This window comes from Serratia sp. L9 (genome assembly GCF_050632285.1).
Lineage (GTDB): Bacteria > Pseudomonadota > Gammaproteobacteria > Enterobacterales > Enterobacteriaceae > Chania.
On record NZ_CP192591.1, the window covers coordinates 4,647,572 to 4,669,881 of the forward strand.

At 55.4% G+C, this 22,310-nt stretch carries 12 protein-coding genes and 5 pseudogenes; 15 read left to right on the plus strand and 2 right to left on the minus strand.

Annotated features, from left to right (window positions below):
• Positions 1-28: 28 nt before the first annotated feature.
• The 15 genes and pseudogenes from ACQ86O_RS22165 to ACQ86O_RS22235 all read left to right on the plus strand — a co-directional run bounded on the left by ACQ86O_RS22165 (position 29) and on the right by ACQ86O_RS22235 (position 20,291).
• Positions 29-1,282: pseudogene (locus ACQ86O_RS22165) on the plus strand (DotU family type VI secretion system protein).
• A complete protein-coding gene (gene tssM / locus ACQ86O_RS22170; protein ID WP_431222879.1) occupies positions 1,282-4,908 on the plus strand; it encodes a type VI secretion system membrane subunit TssM in 3,627 nt (1,208 codons plus the stop codon). The pseudogene ACQ86O_RS22165 and the gene tssM overlap by 1 nt, the downstream one beginning before the upstream one ends.
• Positions 4,909-4,917: 9 nt before the next feature.
• The gene (gene tagF, locus ACQ86O_RS22175; RefSeq protein WP_431222880.1) at positions 4,918-5,616 is read left to right on the plus strand and encodes a type VI secretion system-associated protein TagF; all 699 of its coding nucleotides are present in this window, start codon (positions 4,918-4,920) and stop codon (positions 5,614-5,616) included.
• 10 nt (positions 5,617-5,626) lie between these two features.
• Positions 5,627-6,658: a type VI secretion system protein TssA gene (gene tssA, locus ACQ86O_RS22180; RefSeq protein ID WP_431222881.1), complete on the plus strand. Its 1,032-nt coding sequence runs from the start codon at positions 5,627-5,629 to the stop codon at positions 6,656-6,658.
• 54 nt (positions 6,659-6,712) lie between these two features.
• Positions 6,713-7,257: pseudogene (tssB, locus tag ACQ86O_RS22185) on the plus strand (type VI secretion system contractile sheath small subunit).
• Between the two features lie 3 nt (positions 7,258-7,260).
• Positions 7,261-8,757, plus strand: coding sequence for a type VI secretion system contractile sheath large subunit (tssC, locus tag ACQ86O_RS22190; RefSeq protein ID WP_431222882.1), 1,497 nt, complete (start codon positions 7,261-7,263; stop codon positions 8,755-8,757).
• A 193-nt stretch (positions 8,758-8,950) separates the two neighbouring features.
• Entirely contained in the window at positions 8,951-9,433 is a 483-nt protein-coding gene (locus ACQ86O_RS22195; protein ID WP_431222883.1) for an Hcp family type VI secretion system effector, read from the plus strand.
• A 191-nt stretch (positions 9,434-9,624) separates the two neighbouring features.
• Positions 9,625-11,403: a type VI secretion system-associated FHA domain protein TagH gene (gene tagH, locus ACQ86O_RS22200; protein ID WP_431222884.1), complete on the plus strand. Its 1,779-nt coding sequence runs from the start codon at positions 9,625-9,627 to the stop codon at positions 11,401-11,403.
• Entirely contained in the window at positions 11,400-12,203 is an 804-nt protein-coding gene (locus ACQ86O_RS22205) for a PP2C family protein-serine/threonine phosphatase (protein WP_431222885.1), read from the plus strand. Before tagH ends, ACQ86O_RS22205 begins: the two co-directional genes overlap by 4 nt.
• Entirely contained in the window at positions 12,200-13,015 is an 816-nt protein-coding gene (locus tag ACQ86O_RS22210; RefSeq protein ID WP_431222886.1) for a type VI secretion system accessory protein TagJ, read from the plus strand. Before ACQ86O_RS22205 ends, ACQ86O_RS22210 begins: the two co-directional genes overlap by 4 nt.
• A complete protein-coding gene (gene tssE, locus ACQ86O_RS22215) occupies positions 13,015-13,584 on the plus strand; it encodes a type VI secretion system baseplate subunit TssE (protein ID WP_431222887.1) in 570 nt (189 codons plus the stop codon). The genes ACQ86O_RS22210 and tssE overlap by 1 nt, the downstream gene beginning before the upstream one ends.
• Positions 13,585-13,588: 4 nt before the next feature.
• Positions 13,589-15,472 (plus strand): type VI secretion system baseplate subunit TssF, encoded by a 1,884-nt coding sequence (tssF, locus tag ACQ86O_RS22220; RefSeq protein ID WP_431222888.1) that lies wholly within the window; start codon positions 13,589-13,591, stop codon positions 15,470-15,472.
• Positions 15,469-16,493, plus strand: a pseudogene (gene tssG / locus ACQ86O_RS22225) (type VI secretion system baseplate subunit TssG). Before tssF ends, tssG begins: the two are co-directional and overlap by 4 nt.
• 41 nt (positions 16,494-16,534) lie before the next feature.
• Positions 16,535-19,163: pseudogene (gene tssH, locus ACQ86O_RS22230) on the plus strand (type VI secretion system ATPase TssH).
• Between the two features lie 9 nt (positions 19,164-19,172).
• On the plus strand, positions 19,173-20,291 hold the full coding sequence (locus ACQ86O_RS22235; RefSeq protein WP_431225804.1) for a serine/threonine protein kinase: 1,119 nt from the start codon (positions 19,173-19,175) through the stop codon (positions 20,289-20,291).
• Here the strand turns inward: ACQ86O_RS22235 and ACQ86O_RS22240 are convergent.
• Both ACQ86O_RS22240 and ACQ86O_RS22245 read right to left on the minus strand, forming a co-directional pair.
• Positions 20,286-21,209, minus strand: a complete 924-nt coding sequence (locus ACQ86O_RS22240) for an ornithine cyclodeaminase family protein (protein WP_431222889.1) — start codon at positions 21,207-21,209, stop codon at positions 20,286-20,288. The two genes, ACQ86O_RS22235 and ACQ86O_RS22240, sit on opposite strands and share 6 nt — an antisense overlap.
• A 75-nt stretch (positions 21,210-21,284) precedes the next feature.
• Positions 21,285-22,252, minus strand: a pseudogene (locus tag ACQ86O_RS22245) (threo-3-hydroxy-L-aspartate ammonia-lyase).
• Between the last annotated feature and the right edge of the window lie 58 nt (positions 22,253-22,310).

A 22,310-nucleotide genomic window follows, 5' to 3' on the forward strand; every position in this document is an offset into this window, starting at 1 on the left:
CATAACGCTCAGGAAACAGGAATGTTCCATGCAGAATACTTTTGCTAATACTGCCGACGGGCCAGCTCAACCGAATCAGGCTCCCCTGAAGGGCACAGAAAATCCGTTGGTGGCGGCGGCCAACCCGTTGCTGAATATGATCCCGGCCATACGCAACCAGGTCACTCGCCCCGATCCGGCAAAATTACGCCAGACGTTGATTGACGATATCCGCCGCTTCGAAGTGCGGGGCCAGCAGGATGGGGTGCCTTATGACGTCTTGATCGGCGCACGTTACTGTCTGTGCACCGCCTTGGACGAAGCCGCGATGTTTACGCCCTGGGGCAAAAATACCGTCTGGTCCAGTAACGGGCTGCTGGTCACTTTCCATAACGAGACCTGGGGCGGGGAAAAATTCTTCCAGTTGCTGGCCCGGCTGTCCAAACAGCCGCAGAAAAACATCCTGTTACTGGAGTTGATCAACTACTGCCTGCTGCTGGGTTTCGAAGGCCGCTACCACATTATCGATAATGGCTACTCGCAACTGGAAACGCTGAAACAGCGTCTGGCGCAGATTATCCATTCGGTCCGTGGCAGCTACCCGGTGCCTTTATCCCCCCACCCTGCCGATCTGCCGGTGGATCGGAAAGCCTGGCGGCCAATGCTGCCACTCTGGGCCTGTGCGGCCTTATTGGGGCTGCTGTCCTGCCTGTGGTTTATTACGCTGGACTGGAAGCTGGGGGAAGCCACCACGCCGGTGATCGCCTCTATTTATCAACTGGAACTGCCGCAGGTGCTCGCGGACGAAATCCCGGCACAGCCGCCGTTACCTTCACCTGCGCTGGCCGATCTCAAAAGTTTCCTGCAGCAGGAAATCAAACAGGGTCTGCTGAGTATCCGCGACGAAGATCAGAAAAGTATCGTGATATTGAGGGGCGACGGGCTGTTCGATTCGGCTTCCACCTAGGTGCGTGAAGCCTACCGGCCAATTATTGCCCGGGTAGCGCAAGCCCTTAATCGGATCGATGGAAAAGTACTGGTCACCGGTTACACCGACAACGACGTCATCCGCAAAGCGCGTTTTGCTTCCAACTACGATCTTTCGCTGGCCCGTGCCGACTCGGTCAGCACCCTGTTGAAAAAGTTTTTGCAGCAGCCAGAGCGACTGATGATTGAAGGCAAAGGGGAACTGGATCCGATTGCGCCTAATACCAGCAAGGCCAATAAATCGCTTAACCGCCGGGTAGAGATCACGCTGCAACTGGCCCCCAACGTCCAGCAACACCAGGCGGGAGATAACTGATGCTGAATTCATTAATTACCATTATTACCAGCCGTTTTTTATGGGGCATGGTAGGCGTTGGCTCCATTTCAATGATCATCTGGTTCATTGGTCCTTACGTCGCGATCGGTGACTATCGCCCATTGGAATCCGCCGCCAACCGGCAAATCGCTATTGCCCTGATTTGCGGTATCTGGCTGCTGATCAAGCTGCTCGGCGTAGCCTGGCGCGCCAGGCGTAATGGTAAAATGCTGGTGCAGTTGGCCGAATCCCAGGCGCCGCAGGATGCAGAACGCGACGATCCCAAGCTGGTAGAACGCTTCGAGGAGGCCACACGTCTGCTGAAAAAAGCCCGATTTAACCACACCGGCTCCCGTTTCCTGCCGGGCTGGTTCAGGCAGTTTGGGCGGCAATATCTCTATCAGCTACCCTGGTATGTTTTGATCGGGGCACCTGGCGCCGGGAAAACCACCGCGCTGGTCAATTCGGGCATCAACTTCCCACTGGCGGATCGGTTCGGTAAAACGGCACTGCGCGGTATTGGCGGCACCCGGCACTGTGACTGGTGGTTTACCGAAAATGCGGTACTGCTTGATACCGCCGGGCGGTATACCACGCAAGAGAGTCATCCGGAGCATGACGCGCAAGAATGGGGCAGCTTCCTTGGCCTGCTGAAAAAATACCGGCCCAGGCAGCCGATCAACGGGGTGATTGTCACGGTCAGCCTCAGTGATCTGATGAACTGTAGCGCCGAAGAACGCCAGGAGCAGGCGCAAGCTCAGCACAAGCGTCTGGTGGAGTTGCGCGAGTCGTTAAAAATTGATTTCCCCGTCTATATCATGGTCACCAAAATCGATCTGCTGCGCGGTTTTCTCGCCTACTTTGGTCAGTACGACAAGCAGCAACGCAGCCAGATATGGGGCTTTACCTTTGCGCGTACAGAAACGCAAAAGGCAGATTTTGCATTGCTAACCACCTTTGAACACCATTTTACCCTGCTGCAACAGCGCCTGAACGCCGGCCTGGCCGACACCATGCTGAGCGAGCAGGATCAACAGACGCGTGGGGAGAGCTATCTTCTCCCTCAGGCTTTTGGCCGGCTGCGCCAGGTGTTGGGGGATTACCTGAACACCCTGTTCGCCACCTCCAGTTTTGAAGCCACGTTTACCCCTCGGGGCGTCTACTTCACCAGTGGGACACAAGACCGGATGCCTTTCGACAGAATGATGTCGGAAATGAACGACTCGCTGCATCTGGCACCACGGGCCAGCGAGGAAGCAAATGCAGCCCAGAACGATGAAGAAGATAAGCAGAACCAGGGCAAAAGCTATTTCCTTAAAAAATTCCTGGAAGATGTGGTGTTCCGTGAGTCGGCTCTGGCCAGTAACAACCGCTGGTGGATCTACCGCAATGCGACGGTGCATTGGGTCGGCTACCTGCTGCTTGGGGCGGTGTTCGTCATCATGGGGCTGTTCTGGTACGCCAGCTATTCCAACAACCAGCGCTATCTGGATGATGTGAGCCAGCACCTTCCCCCTCTTGAGCGCCAGGCCAAGGAGATGGAGCTCTACAACCATCAGGATATCTTCACGCTGTTGCCTTACCTCAACCGCCTCGGCGGGGTGGCCAATAGCGAACGTTTTTCTCTGGCAGAACCGCCAATCCGTTATCGCCTGGGCCTGTACCGTGGCGTTCAGGTCGAAACGGCCAGCCAGGCACTGTATCAAAAAGCGTTAAAAACCGTCCTGTTGCCTTATGTCGCCTGGCAAGTGAACGCCATATTGCGCAACGATATGGGCGGCGATCCCGATTTCAGTTTCGAAGCGCTGAAAGCCTACCGGATGCTGTATGAACCGGAACATTACGACGGCAAATTCCTGCGCGCCTGGGTCATATTTAATTTACAGCGCATCTCTGGCCCCAGCACCAGCAAAGCGGCCTGGCAGGCTCTGGATGCCCATCTGGCGCAGTTGTTGGATGAGCGTATTCAGTCCTCGCCATACCTGCGCGATTATCAACTGGAGCTGTCTGCACAACAGCGGCTGAATGAAGCGCCGTTATCGGTACGCATCTACGGGCGGCTCAAGCGCATTCTGCTAAAGGAAACTGCCCTGAAAACCGTGTCGCTGACCGATCTGGCGGGTCCTCAGGCCGAACTCGCCTTCCGGCGTAAAAGCGGCAAGCTCGCTGCCGAAGGGATACCGGGCCTGTATACCCCGAAAGGCTACTGGTTGGCGTTTAACAAGCGGATCGATGACGTGACACAAACGCTGTTGCGAGAAGATGGCTGGGTACTGAATATCAGTGAAAGCGCCCTGAGCAAAGCCAGCCAGGTCGATCTGCAAAAAACCGTGCGGCTGCTGTATATGCAGGATTTCATCAGCGTCTGGGATGCGTTGCTGGCCGATGTCGAACTGAAGAACATTGCCAACCTGAACCAACGGATCAGTACCGCGCGTCTGCTTTCAGCGGGAGATTCACCGTTGCGCAATTTTCTGGTCAACGTGGTGGCTAATATCAAGCTGACCGATGAGCCAGAGCGCAAAGACACCAGCGTCACCCTGAGCAATGCGGAAAAAAGCGCCAGCGGTCCCGGCCATTTTCTGGGGAATCTGTTCTCCAACCGAGGATCAGCAGAGGGCGGTGAGGAAAGTGGAGATATCTCCTCTCAACCCGATCAGGTGGTGATCAAACACTTCGCCCCGATTATCGAACTGGCGAAAGGCAGTGAAGAAGGCGCTAAAAGTATCGCTTTCGATACGGTACTGAAGCAGGCCGATGGGCTTTATAACTACCTGATCGCGGTACAAAGCGCGGCCAATAGCGGCATGGCAGCCCCACAGGGCGACATCATTCTGGCGTTGCAGGCAGAATCCGGGCGGTTACCACAGCCGTTTAAAAACATGATGCTGTCACTGGCGGTCGGGGCCAGCAGCGACTCACAAATGAAAGAGCTGGAAGGGCTGCAAAAACGCGTAGGGTTTGAGGTCCGTGATTTTTGCCGCCAGGCCATCGCCGGGCGCTATCCGTTGGCACGCAATGCCCAGCAAGAGATCACCAGCCAGGATTTTGCCCGCATGTTTGCCCCCAATAGCGGCATTATGGACAGTTTTTTCCGCCAGAATCTTGAGGGCAAGGTGGATATCTCCCGGGTCTCCTGGCGTTTCAATCCGGGGGTTGATGGCAAAACATTGACCGGCGGGGGCAATATGCTGCGCTCCTTCCAGCAAGCGCGGATGATCCGCGATACCTGGTTCAACGGGCAGAGCCAGAAACCCTCTTATACCCTCACGATCAAACCCGTCAACATGGACGCAGACATTCTTAATCTGACCCTCGATCTGGATGGGCAGATCTTCCGTTATAGCCACGGCCCGCTAGTGCCACTGGTCGTGAGTTGGCCCGGCATCGGCAATACCAACCAGATCAGTCTGCAACTGGATCTGGCGGATGGGAAAACGGCAACGCTAGTCACCTCAGGAGATTGGGCGCTGCACCGCCTGCTGGATAAATCGATGCTGGAGACCAGCCGTTCATCACTGTCACAAACGGCGACATTTAATCTGGAAGGACACCGGGTGGTGTTGGAATTCACGCCCAACAGCGTACGCAACCCCTTCCAGCCTGTTGCCTTCAGTTGTCCCTAGGAGGGAGCCATGAGCTTGAACGAAACTTATCGGCAACATCCAGGGAACGGCATCGGCTGGTACGGCAAGATCCCCAGCAACGGTGACTTTGTTCAGCGCGGCCTGCCCGCCACCTTGGTCAATCAGTGGGCGCATTGGTTCCAATCTGGCCTGGCAGCCCGGCAGCTCGCCACCCCGCGCAACGAGCGTTACTCGCTGTCTGGCGCTCCGATGTGGCATTTCGTCGTGCCTGCCACGTTAGGTACGCCGTTCGTGCAGTTGGGTTACATGATGCCGTCGCGGGATCGCGTCGGACGCCATTATCCGCTGTTCGCCATGTGGCTGGAGCCCCCTGAGCAGTGGCATAACCAACATCTGGTGATGGCAGCAGAGCGCTATTACCACATCGGGCAGATCCTGCAGCTCGGTGTTCATCAGGGCCATTCCGTCGAGCGTATCGATCGCGCTTTGCAGGCGCTGCCGCCAATCGGGTCAACGCCGGTAGAGCCGTGGGACAGCAAGCTGATGCAGAACGCTGCGATGGCGGTGTTGGACTTTGATCCCCAGCAATATGGCAGTTTCTGGTGGAGCAGCTTCGCCGATGGAAAACCGTTTGATACCTATGTCCATAGCGGGCATCTCACGGTGCACCTTTTCCATCATCTCTTTGAAGCCGCTGGTGACCTAGGGCGGGCCCGCCAAGGGCCATACGGACAAATGTTTGAATAGGGAGCGACAGATGACGATTGAACACTTGCTGACACCCGTCACACCGGAAGACCCCTGCGGTGAGAATCTGGAGTATGACACCGAGTTTATGCGAATGGAGCAACTCGCCGCCGGGAAGGTGGAGCAGCAATTCGGCGATACCATCATACCGGCAGAGGCACCCGACTGGGCGGCGGTGGAACGCCTGGCCACCAGCCTGTCGCGCCGCACCAAAGATCTGCGGGTGATGTTTCTGCTCACGCTTTCCTGGACGCATCTGCGTGGTCTGCCAGGCTATGCGGACGGCTTACAGCTTATTTACATGGTGATCGAACGTTATTGGCATCAACTTCACCCGTTATTGGAAAGCGAAGGCGAACATGACCCGATTTTCCGTATCAATGCGTTGGCGGGGCTGGGGGATCGCACCAGGCTTACCCAGGCAGCTCGTAACGCAACCCTGATAAAAAGCGGCGGGAGCGAGCTGTCTTTACGTGATGCCTGCGCCTTGCTGGATGGCAGCAAACAGGAGCTGTCGAGTTTCCCCGATGGCTTACCGCGCCTGCGTAATGAACTGAGCAATCCACAACAGCCCAATATCGCGGTTGTGCGCACCATTATTGCCACTCTGGAAAAAGTGCGCCACGCGATCCATCTCCATCTTGGTGAAAGCGCCCTGCCGGAAATGGCGCTGTTACAGAACAGTTTCGACTGCATCAACCAGGCGCTTCAGCACTCGCAACAGCAAGGTGCCCGGGAAGCTGAACCGGACATGATCCTCAGCCCGGAAGCGTTAAGCCTGCCAGACGACGGGTTGGCGCTGGCACCGGTCGAATTCGGTTACGGGCAGGTGCAATCCAGGGCCGACGCCTTACACCTGCTGGAGAAGGTAAAAGAGTATTTCCTGCGTCATGAACCCAGCCATCCGGCACCGCTGATGATTGAGCGGCTACAGAGGCTTATTAATCTCAATTTTCTACAAATCGTCAACGATCTGGCACCAGACGGTTTGCGTCAATTAGAGGTCATCCTCGGAACCGGGGGGAAGGACGAAGCAGGCTAATCTGTTGAGTTGTTCCAGCAAACATTTTTATAACATGGAGTTATGGAGAAACCGATGGCTAATAGAAACACTCGCAGCGGGCAAAAATTCATCGCTCGTAACCGGGCACCACGCGTACAAATTGAGTATGACGTCGAAATCTACGGTGCGGAACGAAAAATCCAGTTGCCTTTCATCATGGGCGTGATGGCCGATCTGGTGGGCACCCCCTGGACGCGCAACCGGGTCTGGAAGAACGCAAGTTCCTCGAAATCGACATTGATAACTTCGACGATCGTATGAAATCGCTCAAGCCCAGAGTGGCTTTCCAGGTGGAAAACACCCTCAGCGAGGAGGGCAACCTGAACGTCGAACTGGTATTTGAAAGCATGGATGATTTCTCCCCTGCCGAGATCGCCCGCAAGGTGGAACCGTTGAAGCACCTGCTGGATGCCCGCACCCAGTTGTCGAACCTGCTCTCCTATATGGACGGCAAAAGTGGTGCCGAAGAGCTTATCGCCAAGGTATTGAGCAACCCGGCGTTATTGCAATCGCTGACCCAGGCACCGAAGTTGGATACCCAACATGCCCCTGAAGCCGCACCGGTACCGGAGGAGTAAACCATGAGCCAACAACTTCAGACGCAAGCGGCTCCGGTCGCCAGAGCCTATACCAGCGATGAGTTCAACAGCCTGTTGCAGAAAGAGTTCCGGCCAAAAACCGATCAGGCTAAAGAAGCCGTTGAAAATGCGGTAAAAACGCTGGCGCAACAGGCGCTGGAAAATACCGTCACGGTTTCAGCCGATGCCTACCGCACCATTCAGGCGCTGATTGCGGAAATCGACAATAAACTTTCCCTGCAGATCAACAAAATTATCCACCATGATAAATTCCAGCAACTGGAAGGCGCCTGGCAGGGTCTGCATTATCTCGTCAACAACACCGAAACCGATGAGATGCTTAAAATCCGCTTTATCAGTATCAGCAAGCGGGAACTGGGCCGCACCCTCAAGCGTTATAAGGGCGTGGGTTGGGATCAAAGCCCGCTGTTCAAGAGCGTTTACGAGCAGGAATACGGTCAGTTTGGTGGTGAGCCCTTCGGTTGCCTGGTGGGCGATTACTATTTTGACCATAGCCCGCCAGATGTTGAGCTGTTGGGTGAAATGGCCAAGATCAGCGCCGCCTCTCACTGCCCGTTTATCACCGGTGCTTCACCCAGTGTTATGCAGATGGAATCCTGGCAGGAGCTGGGCAACCCACGCGATCTGACCAAAATCTTCCAGAACACCGAATACGCCCCCTGGCGCAGCCTGCGCGAATCCGAGGATGCGCGCTACATTGGTCTGGCGATGCCGCGTTTCCTTTCGCGCCTGCCTTATGGCATCAAAACCAATCCGGTAGATGGCTTTGATTTTGAAGAAGATACCGACAGTGCCAGCCACGAAAACTATACCTGGACCAACGCCGCTTACGCGATGGCCACCAACATCAACCACTCGTTTAAAGAATACGGTTGGTGTACCGCCATTCGCGGCGTCGAATCTGGTGGTGCCGTCGCCGATCTGCCTTGTCACACCTTCCCCAGTGATGACGGCGGCGTAGATATGAAGTGCCCGACCGAAATTGCCATCAGCGATCGGCGCGAAGCCGAGTTGGCCAAAAACGGTTTTATGCCGTTAATCCACCGTAAAAACTCCGACTTCGCCGCCTTTATCGGTGCTCAGTCGTTGCAGAAACCGGCGGAATATTACGACCCGGATGCAACCGCCAATGCCCAGTTGGCCGCCCGCCTTCCCTATCTGTTTGCCTGCTGCCGCTTTGCCCATTACCTCAAGTGCATCGTGCGTGACAAGATCGGTACATTCCGTGAACGTGGCGATATGGAAGTCTGGCTTAATAACTGGATTATGAATTACGTCGATGGCGATCCGGCAAACTCATCGCAAGAGACCAAAGCCAGAAAACCGCTGGCGGCGGCGGAAGTGCAGGTTCAGGAAATTGAAGACGCGCCTGGCTATTATTCCGCGAAGTTTTTCCTGCGCCCACATTATCAACTGGAGGGATTAACCGTTTCTTTACGCTTAGTATCAAAACTCCCGTCATTAAAACAGCAGAGTTAATGACGAAAGAATAAGCCCCTCATATTTCGATTAAGGCTGGCAATGGCTGCAATTTAAATAGAAAGGGCCGAAAGAACTGCATGGAAATCACATTTCCTCCTTTTGGGAGGGCGGGATTCCCTATGCCGTAAACCACCGTTGCTTTATATAAACGGATTTTATTCAACTCTAAATATCTTAAGAGGTTTTAGTTATGGCTATTGATATGTTCATGAAAGTTGATGGCGCCAGTGGTGAATCTAAAGACTCCAACCATACCGGTTGGACTGACATTGTCTCTTTCTCTTGGGGCGCTTCCCAACCCGGTAATATGGGGGTTGGCGGCGGTGGCGGTACGGGAAAAGTCTGCTTTAACGACCTGCATGTTAAGGCGTTGATCGATAAATCCACCCCGGCACTGTTGAAGCATTGTGCGACAGGTAAGCACTTGCCTAAGGTGGAATTATCGGTCTGCAAAGCGGGCAGTGGCCAGATGGAGTATGCAAAAATCACGCTGGAAGATGTTCTGGTCACCAACGTTCAGTACACCGGTGCTGACGACTCAGACACGGTAGGCATCTTGTACGCCTTCCAGGCTGCGAAAGTACAGCAGCAATACTGGGAGCAGACCGTCCAAGGTGGTAAAGGTGCGGAAAGCTGCTCCGGCTGGGATATCAAGCAAAACTGTGAAGCATAATCAGTAACAGACCCAATGAATTTCAGGCTACAGCTTGAAAGGCGGCGGGTATAACAATTTCCCCGGTTTCCGGGGAAATTGTTTCTCCTATTGCTGTACGTAATTATCCACGCCTCGGTACTTAGGCATTAATTAACGTGCGGATAAAACGATAGCTGGATGAAATAGCAGATTTACAGGGAATAGCGTCTATGCGGCTAATAATGATCAGGAATAAAGACAATGAGAGGTTACCCCAGAACTACTGCGATTTTAAGGTGCCCGGTGGCACTATTGGCCGTGGTACGGATAACACGCTGATATTGCCCGATCAGACCCGAGCTATTTCCCGTCTACAGGCTGTCGTGCATATTTCCCCCACCGGTGAAACCGCGATTACTCACCGGGGAAGCACCACCCCACTGCTGCTGAACGGCGATGAATTAGCCCATAACGTTCAGCAACCGCTTACCGAAGGCGACATTCTGGACATCGGAGGCTACCAATTCAGCGTCAGCCTGCAACAGCCAGCCAACCCGTTGCCCCCGACTTTTCGCGTAACCTCATCCAGCACGGGCATTAATGAGGCCATCTGGGAGCAACTGGAGGCCGAGTTTCGCTCACCGACGCTCTCCCCCAAACCCCCGACGGTTCAGGACCCCGATCATCCACTGCTTGTCGGCGGGCAAGACAACAGAACCAGCAAAGATCCGCTGGCCATGCCGGAAGAAACCGAGCTGGCTTCTTTACAAGACAAGAGCGCCAATCCCGACCGTCTTTTCGAACAGGATGACCCCTTTTCCCAACCGACCATCATGAAAGACACCACGCCAAGCGTACTCTTTATGAATGCCAAATGGGCCGCCAAACAGGAAGAACAGCGCGAATCGCTGCCACAACTGACCCCACTCCCAGCTCCGGGGGCTTTCAGCCTGGCGGAGGAGTTTTCTGGCGAGTGGGAGTTCAACACAAGCAATATCGCTGACGATAACGACGATGACCCTGTCGGCCTGGTTCTCAACAACGCGGTCCCACTCACTTCTGCGCTGGAGGGTCTGGATACCTTTACCGCCGATATCCCCTCCTGGCCCACAGAACCACAGTCTCTGGCAGCAACGGATATTGCGCCGCAGGAACAGCCAGCGCCCTCCATTGAGGAACATCATCAGCCACCACAGCAAGATCTCGTCGGGATGGAACCGCCGGAGATCCCCGGCGAACCGCTGGCTTTTGCAGATCATGAACTCCTGCGGCCAGAGTCGCAGGAACAACGTGAAGACAAGCCTGATAGTCTGCCGCCCCAACGTACCAGAATGGGGATCGATCCTGTCAGGCACCAGCCGTTTAAACCGGCCAAATCCACCTCGCAGGAACAGTTGCATGGTGAGCTGTTCAGCGCCTTCGTGGCCGGGCTTGGCCTGGATGACGCCCCGGTAGCGCCCGATTTCTCCCCCGAGCAACTGTATCTGGCGGGCAAGTTGCTCAGCCTGTTCTCGCAGGGGACGGTGGCACTGCTGTCGTCACGCAGCATCCTCAAACGCGGTCTGAAAGCAGAAATGACCATGATCCTTGAAGAGGAGAATAACCCGTTCAAGATGCTGCCCTCTGGCAAAACCGTGTTGATGCAGATATTCAGCACCCCGATGCCCGGTTTTACGCCGCCGGAAAGCGCAGTCCGTGACGCGATGATCGATCTGCAAGCCCATCAGTTGGGCATGATCGCCGGTGTCCGCGCCATCATTGCCGCCATGCTGCAAACCTTCCACCCTGACACGCTGGAGAAAAAGGTGGCGGAGCAAGGCCATAGCAAAGGACTGTTCTCCGGTAACCGCAAGGCGATGCTGTGGGACATGCTGAAGATCCAGTACCAGCAGGTGGCCAACGAAGTGGAAGACGACTTCCACACCTTGTTTGGTGAGGCTTTTCTCTACGCCTATGACCTTGAGATCCGCCAATACAAAGCCGCTCAGAATCGCAAGGATCAGCAATGAAAATAGCCGCTTTTTCCTGCTCGAATCAGGGGAACCGCCCGCAGAATCAGGATCAGACCGGCCAATACCTGGGCGAGCACTCTGCCTGTTTCGTGCTGTGCGATGGGGTAGCGGGCAATGTTGGCGGCGAGCAGGCGGCCACACTGGCCTGCCAGTTTTTGCTGGATCAAGCCCGTCTGGGGCTTCCCTGCTCGCCCGATACCGTTCCCTTGCTGATAGAGAAACTCCAGCAGGCGATTGAACAGGCACAGCAACAGGATCAGGCCTGTAGCCATATGCGTACCACATTGGTAACGCTGTTTATCGATCGCGTCACCCAGCAAGCACACTGGGTTCACGCCGGCGATAGCCGCCTCTACCTGTTCCGTAATGGTTATCTTTGCCAGGCCACCAGCGACCACAGCCTGGTGCAGAAAATGAAAGATGCCGGTTTCCAGACCGGGGGTATCCCCGACAATCTGCTGCTCACCGCGCTGGGGGCGGGTGCACAACAGCAAGCCAGTTATAGCCCGGCGCTCTCCCTTGCTGATGGCGATGCGTTTTTGCTGTGCAGCGACGGCTTCTGGCAACGCTATAACCTGGCACTGCTGGAATACACGCTGCGCCTGGCCCAGAGCGCTGAAGAGTGGCTGACGCTGATCGAGCATCTCTCCCCACCCCTCCCGCAGGCGGATAACTACAGTGCCATCGCGGTATGGATAGGCTCACCACAGGAATCCACGCTGTTGCAGATGCTTCCTCTGGACGAAAAAGTCCTCTGCCAGCCTTGTATCCCCACAGAATCCGGAGATAAACCGTGAAATCATTACTCTCAGTGCTGAAAGACCATCCGTTATCCACCGCGCTGGCACAGGCCGAATCGGAAGTTAAAGCGTTCCCCGCCGATGCGGATAAACGCGCCGGATGGGTACAGCTGTTGCTGCTGTACGGTGACTGGCAGCGAGCCACTGCCCAGTTACAAGCCTGGCAGGCATTGTCCCCTCAAGCTAAACCCACCACACAGCAACTGGCCGATACCGTCACGGCAGAGATCCTGCGCGAGCAGGTGTTCCGTGGCGAAATCCCGCCGACGTTTCTCACGCCCCCCAGTGCCTGGTTGTCCGCACTGGCCAGCGCCTTGCAGGCCTCTCCTGAACGGGCCGATGAACTGCGCTGCCAGGCCTTCCAGCAGGCCGCCGAAAGCGCGGGTACGCTCTCGCTGAGTGACGTTGAGGAACCGGCAGCGTCTGCGGATTTCAATTGGCTGGCCGATGGCGACAGCCGCCTGGGACCGGTATGCGAACTGATACTCGATGATCGCTACTATTGGGTGCCTTTTCAGGATATCGAATCCATCAGCTTCCAGGCACCGCAAAACGTCGTTCATCTGATCTGGGCACATGCCATGGTGAAGTGGCGTTCCGGCAAACAACAGGTCTGCCAGATCCCCGCACGTTATCCACTGACAGCCAGTGCCAGCGATAGCCAGCGTTTAGGCCGCCAGACGGACTGGCTGGAGCTGAATGATAACGGTCACTATGCCGGGCAGGGGCAAAAGTCCTGGCTGACGGACAACGACGAAGTTGCCTTGCTGACCCTGCGCCAGATCCAGCTCACTGCGGATAACGCGTAATGACGCGGTCTAGCCACGAGCGCCACGCCCCTTCAACCGCAATAGGGCGAATCAAACGGGAAAAAAGCGCCACGGTGTCTGCCCGCGACCGCATGCTACCCACCCTGTTTGATCGGTTGACCGACTATGAGCCGCAGCATAAGCGGGAGGCGGAGAGGAACAAGAGCATTTCGCACAGTGCGTTGCGCACCATGATCCTGCGGGACTTGCAGTGGCTATTTAACTGCAACAACAACGAGTCGCTGATCGACCTGCAGGCGTTTCCCGAAGTCAGACGCTCGACGGTGAATTATGGCATTACCCCGTTGGCGGGAAAAAGGATGTCGGAAATTGAGTGGCCAGATATCCAGAAAAACCTCACGCAAGCCATCCTGAACTTTGAGCCGCGCATTATCCCGGAACAGTTGACGCTGCTGTGTATTTCCGGCCGGGACGATCTGGATGCACACAACATACTTTCGATAGAGATCCGGGGATTGTTGTGGTGTTCCCCTCATCCGCTGGAGTTCTGTTTTCGTTCCGACATCGATCTGGAAAACGGTTATTTCAACCTCAAAGACATAGGGTGAATACATGGACAGTAAACTGCTTGAGTACTATAACCGTGAGCTGGTTTACCTGCGTGAAATGGGCGCGGAGTTTGCCGAGAGCTACCCCAAAGTGGCTGGGCGGTTGGGGATGCAGGGGATGGACGTCAACGACCCCTACGTTGAACGCTTGATGGAGGGGTTTGCCTTTTTAACTTCGCGTATTCAATTGAAAATGGATGCGGAGTTCCCGCGTTTTTCGCAACGGCTCCTGGAGGTCATTTACCCCAACTATCTCTCCCCCACGCCATCTATGGCGATTGCCGAGCTGCATCCTGATGGGCGTAAAGGCAATATCAACGCCGGATTTCTGGTACCAAGGGGCACGATGATGGCCTGTGATGCTTTCAAAAAGAGCGGCATCACCTGCAAATATCGCACGGCCCATGACGTTATGCTGTATCCCCTCAGCATCTGCCAGGCTTCTCTGGACGCGGCACCAAACGATATCGTCAATGCTGCCGGGATCAACCGTGACGCCTGCCGCAGTGCGCTGCGTATCCGTTTGCGGCTTGACGACAACGTCACCTGGGACAACCTCAGCCTCGACAAGCTGACCTTCTACCTGAGCGGCCCGGATATCGAGGCGATGCAACTGCTGGAACTGCTGATGCAACACACCGCCGGCATCATCTGCCAACCGGCAGATAGCCCCCGGCAGCGGCATTATCTCCCCAAAGCACGGCTCAACCACGAAGGGTTTGAGGCCAATCAGGCACTGTTGCCCAATGATCTGCGTAACTTTGATGGCTATCGCGTGCTACAGGAATATTTTGCCTTTCCTGCTCGTTTCCGCTTTTTCAGCGTCTCCGGCCTCGCCCCGCTGTTCGAAACCGGCAACCCGCAAAATCTCCGCGCCCGGGAGTTTGAAATAATCCTGCTGCTCAATAAAGAGCTGCCTTTGCTGGCCAAGCGTATTGACGCCAGCCACTTCGCTTTACACTGTACCCCGGTGATCAACCTGTTCCCAAAAGTGGCGGAACGTATCACGCTGAACAACAAAACCAACGAATATCATCTGGTCGTCGACAATATTCAGCCGCTGGACTACGAGGTTTTTTCGGTTCAGCGGCTGTGGGGAACCCCGGAAAACACCCCGCATGAGCAGGAATTTCGGCCATTCTATTGCACCCAGGGGCGTGACCAGCACAATTACGGCGCCTACTTCTCTCAACGCCGCTCCCCTCGTCCGCTCTCTGCCAAAAGTAAGCGGCATGGCTCACGCAGTAGCTATCTGGGATCGGAGGTTTTCCTGTCGCTGGTGGATGCTTACCACACTCCCTGGCGCAACGATCTGGAGTACATTACGGCTGAAGTGCTGGTAACCAACCGCGATCTGCCGCTGTTGCTGCAACGCCAAGAACTGTTGTCTTTTATGGTTTCCGACTCTATCCCATTGCATCAGGTCACCCTGAAAAAGCCCCCTTCCCATCCCCGGGAAGCCCTGGCAGAAGACCGTATTTCCTGGGGATTGATCAGCCAGTTGCAGTTGGATTATCTCAATCTGATGGAGGGCGATGACGGGCAGAGTGCGCGTATGTTAAGAGAACTCCTGGCCCTGTACGCCAAACTCGATGAACCCCAGATCACCAAAGAGATTAATGGGGTACAGCATTGCCGTTTATCCCCCACCTATCAACGTGCGCCAGCCCCTGGGCCCCTGGTGTTTTCACGCGGTATTGCCGTTGATCTGACCATTGATGAACAGGCGTTCTCAGGCAGTACCCCTTATCTGCTCGGCTGCGTGCTGGAACGACTGTTCAGCCGCATTGTTACCATGAATTCGTTTGTCACCACCACGCTGAGCACCCCTCAACGCGGTAAAATCGCCCACTGGCCGCCACGGGTTGGCAGGAGAACCCTGATATGAGTTCGACGCCAACCCAGCGCCTGCGCGACGATTTCTGGACTTCGCTCACCGAGCATCCGTATGAGCATGATCTGTTTCAGGTCCTCAGGCTGCTCGACGCACAGGGGGATTCGAATGGCCGCTCGGACGAGCGCCGCATCCTCAACAGGAGCCCATTCGTCTGGGGCAGCAGCCGTCGTTATCGTTCGCGCCTTCCACCATGGCCAGTGCAGGCCCGGTGGACAATACACCGCTCTACCAGCTGATGATTTACAGCTTTGGCCTGTTTGGCCCCAACGGCCCTTTGCCACTGCATTTTACTGAATATGTGCGCGAACGTTATCTGCACAATCAGGACCGAACGCTGCTCGATTTTCTCAACCTGTTTCATCATCGCCTGATCCTGCTGTTTTACCGCGCCTGGGCCAACAGCCAGCCCACCGTCTCGCTCGACCGGCAAGACGATCAGGCCTTCACCCGCTATATCTCTTCTCTGGTAGGTATGGGCGAAAATTCGTTGGCTTCACGCGACAGTTTGCCCACCCACGCCAAATATTTCATGGCGGGACATCAGGTCCGGCAAGGGTGTGATGCCGAAGGGCTGGCGAAGATCCTGCACCACTACTTCCAGGTCCAGGTGCAGATCGTCGAAAACATTCCTGTCTGGCTCTCTATCGCCAGCCATCAACAGACACGCCTGGCGGCCGATCAGCCCCAGCGGCTGGGGCAGGGATCCATTCTTGGCCTCATGGTGCGGGATGTGCAGCACAAGTTCCGCATCGAGTTGGGGCCGATGTCACAACAGGAGTATCTGCGTTTCCTGCCCGGCAGTTCACAGATCATCGCGCTACGCGATTGGGTGCGGCATTACGTCGGGATCGAATACCTGTGGGATGTCCGGTTGATCCTGCACAAACGGGAAGTCCGCAGAACGACACTGGGCGGTGAGCAGCGCCTGGGGCTAAGCAGTTGGCTGAGGGATGCCAACCATGACAGCGATGCCGGGGATCTGATTTTTTCGCCCGAACTCATCGCGCATTGAGTCAGAAAACACACGTTAAAACATCATAGTAAGGGAGTATCATGAGTGAGATCAGCCGCGCAGTTCTGTTTGGTAAATTGAATGGCCAGTTACTCAGCAGCCTGGAGAACGCCACTTCATTTTGCAAGATCAGGGGAAACCCCTATGTTGAACTGGCACACTGGGCACACCAGCTGATGCAATATCCGGAGGGGACTGGCAACAGATTTTCCGCTACTTCGATATTGATGCTGGCGTCGTGAGCAAGGATATCATCGCGGCCATCGATCGCCTGCCCCGAGGGGCCAGCTCGGTCTCGGACCTGTCAGAACATATCGATAACGCCGTCGAGCGTTCCTGGATCATCAGCTCGTTGAAGTTCGGTGCTCAGCAGATCCGTGGCGGGCACCTGCTGCTCGGCCTGCTGACCACCAGCAACCTGCATCATCAATTACTGGCGATCTCCCCCTGCTTCTCACAGATTAATAGCGAAACGCTACAGCAGCAGTTTGAGTTGATTGTTGCCCGCTCCGCCGAGAAAGAGGATACGCCAGGGGTGGCCGGTACGGCGGCGGCCAGTGACGGCAAAAATATCCTGGAGCAATACGGCAGTAACCTGACGGAAAAAGCCCGCCGCAATGAGCTGGACCCGGTTACCGGGCGTGATGACGAGATCCGGCAGTTGATCGATATTCTGATGCGCCGCCGGCAAAACAACCCCTTGCTGACCGGCGAGGCGGGCGTGGGAAAAACGGCGGTAGTCGAGGGGTTGGCCGCACGCATCGCGGCGGGTGAAGTGCCGCCGAAATTGCGCGATGTGACGCTTTATCTGCTGGATATGGGGATGCTACAGGCCGGGGCTGGCGCCAAGGGCGAGTTTGAGCAGCGTCTGCGTGCGGTGATTGATGAAGTGCAGTCCAGCCCTGCACCGATTATTCTGTTCATCGATGAAATTCATACTTTGATTGGCGCGGGTGGCACACAAGGCACCGGCGACGCCGCCAACCTGATGAAACCGGCCCTGGCCAGGGGACAATTACGTACTATCGGCGCCACCACCTGGTCCGAATATAAAAAATATATTGAAAAAGATCCCGCCTTAACCCGGCGTTTCCAGGTTGTGCAGGTGATGGAACCCGATGAAAAGAAAGCGGTGATGATGCTGCGCCATCTGCGCCCAACGCTGGAGCAGCATCACCATATCGTCTTGTTGGATGAAGCCATTGAAGCGGCCGTGCGCCTTTCCCACCGTTACATCCCGGATCGTCAGTTGCCAGACAAGGCCATCAGCCTGATGGATACCGCCTGTGCCAGATGTGCCGTGAGCCAGCATGCAGAACCGGGGCAGGTTGAGAACTGCCGCCGCCGCATTGAAGCCCTGGAGACCGAGCGAGAGGTCGCCATTCGCGACGCACGTATCGGTGCTGGTGATGCACAGCGCCCGGCGCAGATTGATGAGCAGCTTGAACAGGCGCAGCAGCAGTTGGCCGCCCTGAATTACCGCTGGAATAACGAGTTGGGGCTGGTCAATGAGATAATTGAATTGCGTACCAGACTGTTCCGCCCAGGTGTGACTGAGGGGGAAAGTGACGTCTATGATGAAGCCGAACTGCGTTCACAACTTAATGAGCTACAACAGCAGTTGGCCACCCAGCAGAATAACGATCCATTAATCTTCCCCATGGTGGATGCCAATACCATTGCCTCGGTGATCGCCGATTGGACCGGCATTCCCTTGGGCCGCATGATGAAAAGCGAGGTTGAGTCGGTGCTCGGCCTGGCCGATACGCTGAATCAGCGGGTGATCGGCCAGAAACACGGCCTAGAGGCGATTGCCAGCCGGTTGATCACTTCCCGTGCCAGCCTGGACGATCCTAACAAGCCTATTGGGGTCTTTATGCTCTGCGGCCCTTCTGGCGTGGGAAAAACCGAGACGGCGCACGCCCTGGCAGAAAGCTTTTACGGCGGGGAGCGCAACGTGATTACTATCAATATGAACGAGTTCCAGGAATCCCATACCGTTTCCACGTTAAAAGGGGCCCCCCAGGCTATGTTGGCTACGGTGAGGGCGGGGTGCTGACCGAAGCGGTACGCCGCCGCCCTTACAGCGTGATCCTGCTCGATGAGGTTGAGAAGGCCCACTCCGACGTGCATGAAATTTTCTATCAGGTATTCGACAAGGGCTGGATGGAAGATGGCGAAGGGTTACGCATTGATTTTCGAAACACCATCATCATTCTCACTTCAAACGTCGGCAGTGAGGTCGTCAGTTCACTTTGTGCCGATCCGGCCCTGCTGCCAGATCCTGAACAATTAACTGCCGCACTGCGCGCGCCGCTGTTACGCGCCTTCCCTGCCGCACTGCTAGGCCGCCTGATGGTGATCCCTTATTACCCGCTCAGCGATGACGTGCTGGGGGATATCGTCAAACTGCAACTGGAGCGTATCCGCCAGCGTCTGCTGGACAGCCACCATATGACCTGCTCATTTGACGATCGGGTGATCCAGCAGATCGTCAGTCGCTGTACGGAAGTGGAGTCTGGCGGGCGGCTGGTCGACACCATTCTGACCAATACGCTGCTGCCGCAAATCAGCCATCGTTTGTTGACGGCCAGCACCGAGCTGCAACAATTCCGGCATCTGCATATCAGCTATGCCGACAAGCATTTCGACTATGACTTTCAGGTATAAAACGTGCTGATGAAATGGGATCGGTCAGCCCTGCCCCTTTCGGGATGCGGCACTCAGGCGCTGCCTCCAGGGCATCGTCTGGCACATCTGGATATTCAACGGGTGATTGGCGAAGGGGGCTTCAGCCTGGTTTATCAAGCCTTTGACCCGTTAAGAAGGCAGACCGTTGCCGTTAAAGAATATATTCCCAGCACCCTTGCCATCAGGAATGCCAACGGGGAAGTGATTCCCCGTAATGAATTTTTGTCACCAACCTTTGGCATCGGACAAGCGTACTTTCGCCAGGAGGCAGCAATACTGGCGGGACTTTCTCACCCTTGTGTCCCGCGATTATTGAATTTCTGGCAGGAAAACAATACCGCCTATATCAGCATGCCGCTTTATCGCGGCCACAACCTGAAAACGCTGTATGCGGAAAATCCGGCTATCGTCACCCTGCCCTGGCTTCAAACATTACTTGCTTCACTGCTGGATACCGTCAACACCGTGCACCGTCAAGGCTGCCTGCATCTGGATATCTCCTGGGACAATATCCAGATACAAAACGGTTCTGCGCCTGTTTTGCTGGACTTTGGCTCCGCCTGTTTCATCAATAATCCGGGTCAAAAGAAAACCAATATCGTGCTGAAACCGGGTTTTTCACCCGCCGAACTGTATTGCCACTCTGGAGGGGACAGCCGAGGCCCGTGGACAGATATCTATTCACTGGGCGCTCTGATGTATACCCTGATCACCGGCCAGTTGCCGCCGGTGAGCTTGACCCGCTGCATCGAAGATCGCTATCAGCCTTTAGCGAAGCAGCGGCCTGCCGGTTATCCTTTACCCTTCCTGCAGGCCATTGACCAGGCGCTCGCAATCAACGCGGCCAACCGGCCACAAACCATCGCTGCTTTTAGCCGACTTTTGGGGGGCTCGCCCCTGATCTGGCGAACTGGTGCTCAGTTGCCGGTGAAAGAGCGCGGCTTGGATAAACTGCGGTTCGCCTTGCTGGAGGAACAACGGTACTGCGCACTGGAAGGTGAATCGTTTTGGGATCTGCATACCCGCATGCCGGGCAGTGTTTGCCACGCCAGACAGCCGAAAAACTGCATCACGTGGCTCTGCCCTATTGGCTGCACACGATTATAGGGCTCCCTCCCATTCATCCAGGATCCGCTGCCCGATATATAAATCCTGCACAGCGATGCCTGAACTGTCGAAGATAGTGATGTCCTTATCCGACAGACGGCCAGGCGCCTCTCCCAATGCCACGCGGCCAATGGCGGTCATCTCGAGCTGCTCAGGCACATGCTGGAATTCACCGATCAAACGCGCCTGCTCGGGTAAGTCACAATAAAGCCGCGCAGATGCATAAAGTTCAACGGGAAGCTCCTGTTTGCCCCTGGCGTCTGCCCCCATCCCTGAAATATGGGTACCTGGCCTGACCCATTGCGCCTCAAACAACGGTGCCCGTGATGGCGTAGCGGTCACGATGATATCAGCGCCACGGCAGGCTGTTTCGGCATCTGCGACTTCAGCCTTAAGCCCTGTGGCGCGAAGCTCTTCGGCCATAAGTTGCGCTTTATGTTCATCTCGCCCGACGATCATTATTTTTGCGATAGGGCGGATCCGGGCAAGTGCGATACATTCATACCGGGCCTGATGACCGGTTCCAAAAATAGCCAGTATTGAGGCTTCTTTTCTGGCAAGAAGATCGGTAGCGACGGCATCTGCCGCAGCGGTTCTGTAGGCGTTAACTTTACCGGCCTCAATCGCCGCACCTATTTTCCCGCAGCTCTGATCAAACAGTAAAATAAGCGAGTTATGGCGCGGCAGGCCTTTAGCTTCATTCCCCGCCCAGAAAGAACCGACTTTTAAACCGGCCAGTGTGGCCGTTGCTGATGCTTTCACCCCGAAAGTATTTCTGGCATCGGAACCCTGCCCCTGCACCACGTTAAAGCTTCTGGTTACCGGTTGAGTAACAGCAACCAGGGCTTCGCGGATGGCTTCATAGGCCATCTGGTGGGTGATAATTTTTGCTGATTCGGCTTCGGAAATAAATTTCACTGACGTCTCCTGGTTAAAACATCTTTAGCAGTGCCGGAAATAAATGTTTTCAGGGCTGCCAATACGATTTCTGCCTCAACCCGCCAGCAATTGGCTGTAACGGCTGATATCAACGTTGCCGCCGCTGATAATGATGCCGACACGTTTACCTTTCAGGGCCTCTTTGTGTGCCACTGCTGCGGCAAAACCCAGACACCCCGTAGGCTCCACCACCATTTTCATGCGCTCGGCAAAAAAGCGCATACAGAAAACCAGCTCGTTATCGCTAACGGTCAGAATATCGTCGACATGCTTTTGAATAAGCGGGAAGGTGTAGTGGCCCAGGTGCTGAGTCTGTGCGCCATCCGCAATCGTCTGCGGCGTGTCAATATGCACGATATGCCCAGCTCTGAATGACTGTTGCCCATCATTACCCGCTTGAGGTTCAACGCCATAAATTTTGCAGGCCGGTGAAAGGAAACGCGTTGATAACGCCGAGCCAGCCAGCAGCCCCCGCCACCGAGGCAGACAAATAGCGCGTCAAGATGACCCACTTCTTCGAATAATTCCTTGGCAGCAGTTCCCTGCCCGGCAATCACATGAGGATGATCATAGGGAGGGATCAGGGTCATGCCATGCTTTACAGCCAGTTCCCGGCCGATCTGCTCGCGATCTTCTGTGTAGCGGTTATAAAGTACAACATTCCCGCCGTAACCTTTGGTCGCGGCTATCTTAGCCGCAGGGGCATCCTCTGGCATGATGATGGTTGCCGGTATCCCCAGCAGCTTTGCAGACAGCGCGATGGCCTGGGCATGATTGCCTGAGGAAAAAGTAACCACGCCGTTCTTCTGCTGTTCTTGGGAAAACTGAGTCAGCGCATTCATGGCACCACGGAATTTAAAAGCCCCCATTCGCTGAAAGTTTTCACACTTAAAAAACAGCTCTGCACCCCACATTTCATTCGCTGTACTTGAGGTTAAAACGGGGGTTTTATGGGCCAGCCCATCGATACGCTTTGCCGCCGCCACAACATCCTGATAGTCCGGGAGATTCAATTTGTTCATTGCGTTAACCTGGTTGGAGTAGTGAAGTCAGGCGGAAACGCATCGTTCCTGCCCGTTT

Coding starts and splice junctions, on each gene's coding strand:
- tssM (WP_431222879.1), top strand. CDS start 1,282: ATGCTGAATTCATTAATTACCATTATTACCAGCCGTTTTTTATGGGGC.
- tagF (WP_431222880.1), top strand. CDS start 4,918: ATGAGCTTGAACGAAACTTATCGGCAACATCCAGGGAACGGCATCGGC.
- tssA (WP_431222881.1), top strand. CDS start 5,627: ATGACGATTGAACACTTGCTGACACCCGTCACACCGGAAGACCCCTGC.
- tssC (WP_431222882.1), top strand. CDS start 7,261: ATGAGCCAACAACTTCAGACGCAAGCGGCTCCGGTCGCCAGAGCCTAT.
- ACQ86O_RS22195 (WP_431222883.1), top strand. CDS start 8,951: ATGGCTATTGATATGTTCATGAAAGTTGATGGCGCCAGTGGTGAATCT.
- tagH (WP_431222884.1), top strand. CDS start 9,625: ATGCGGCTAATAATGATCAGGAATAAAGACAATGAGAGGTTACCCCAG.
- ACQ86O_RS22205 (WP_431222885.1), top strand. CDS start 11,400: ATGAAAATAGCCGCTTTTTCCTGCTCGAATCAGGGGAACCGCCCGCAG.
- tssE (WP_431222887.1), top strand. CDS start 13,015: ATGACGCGGTCTAGCCACGAGCGCCACGCCCCTTCAACCGCAATAGGG.
- tssF (WP_431222888.1), top strand. CDS start 13,589: ATGGACAGTAAACTGCTTGAGTACTATAACCGTGAGCTGGTTTACCTG.
- ACQ86O_RS22235 (WP_431225804.1), top strand. CDS start 19,173: ATGAAATGGGATCGGTCAGCCCTGCCCCTTTCGGGATGCGGCACTCAG.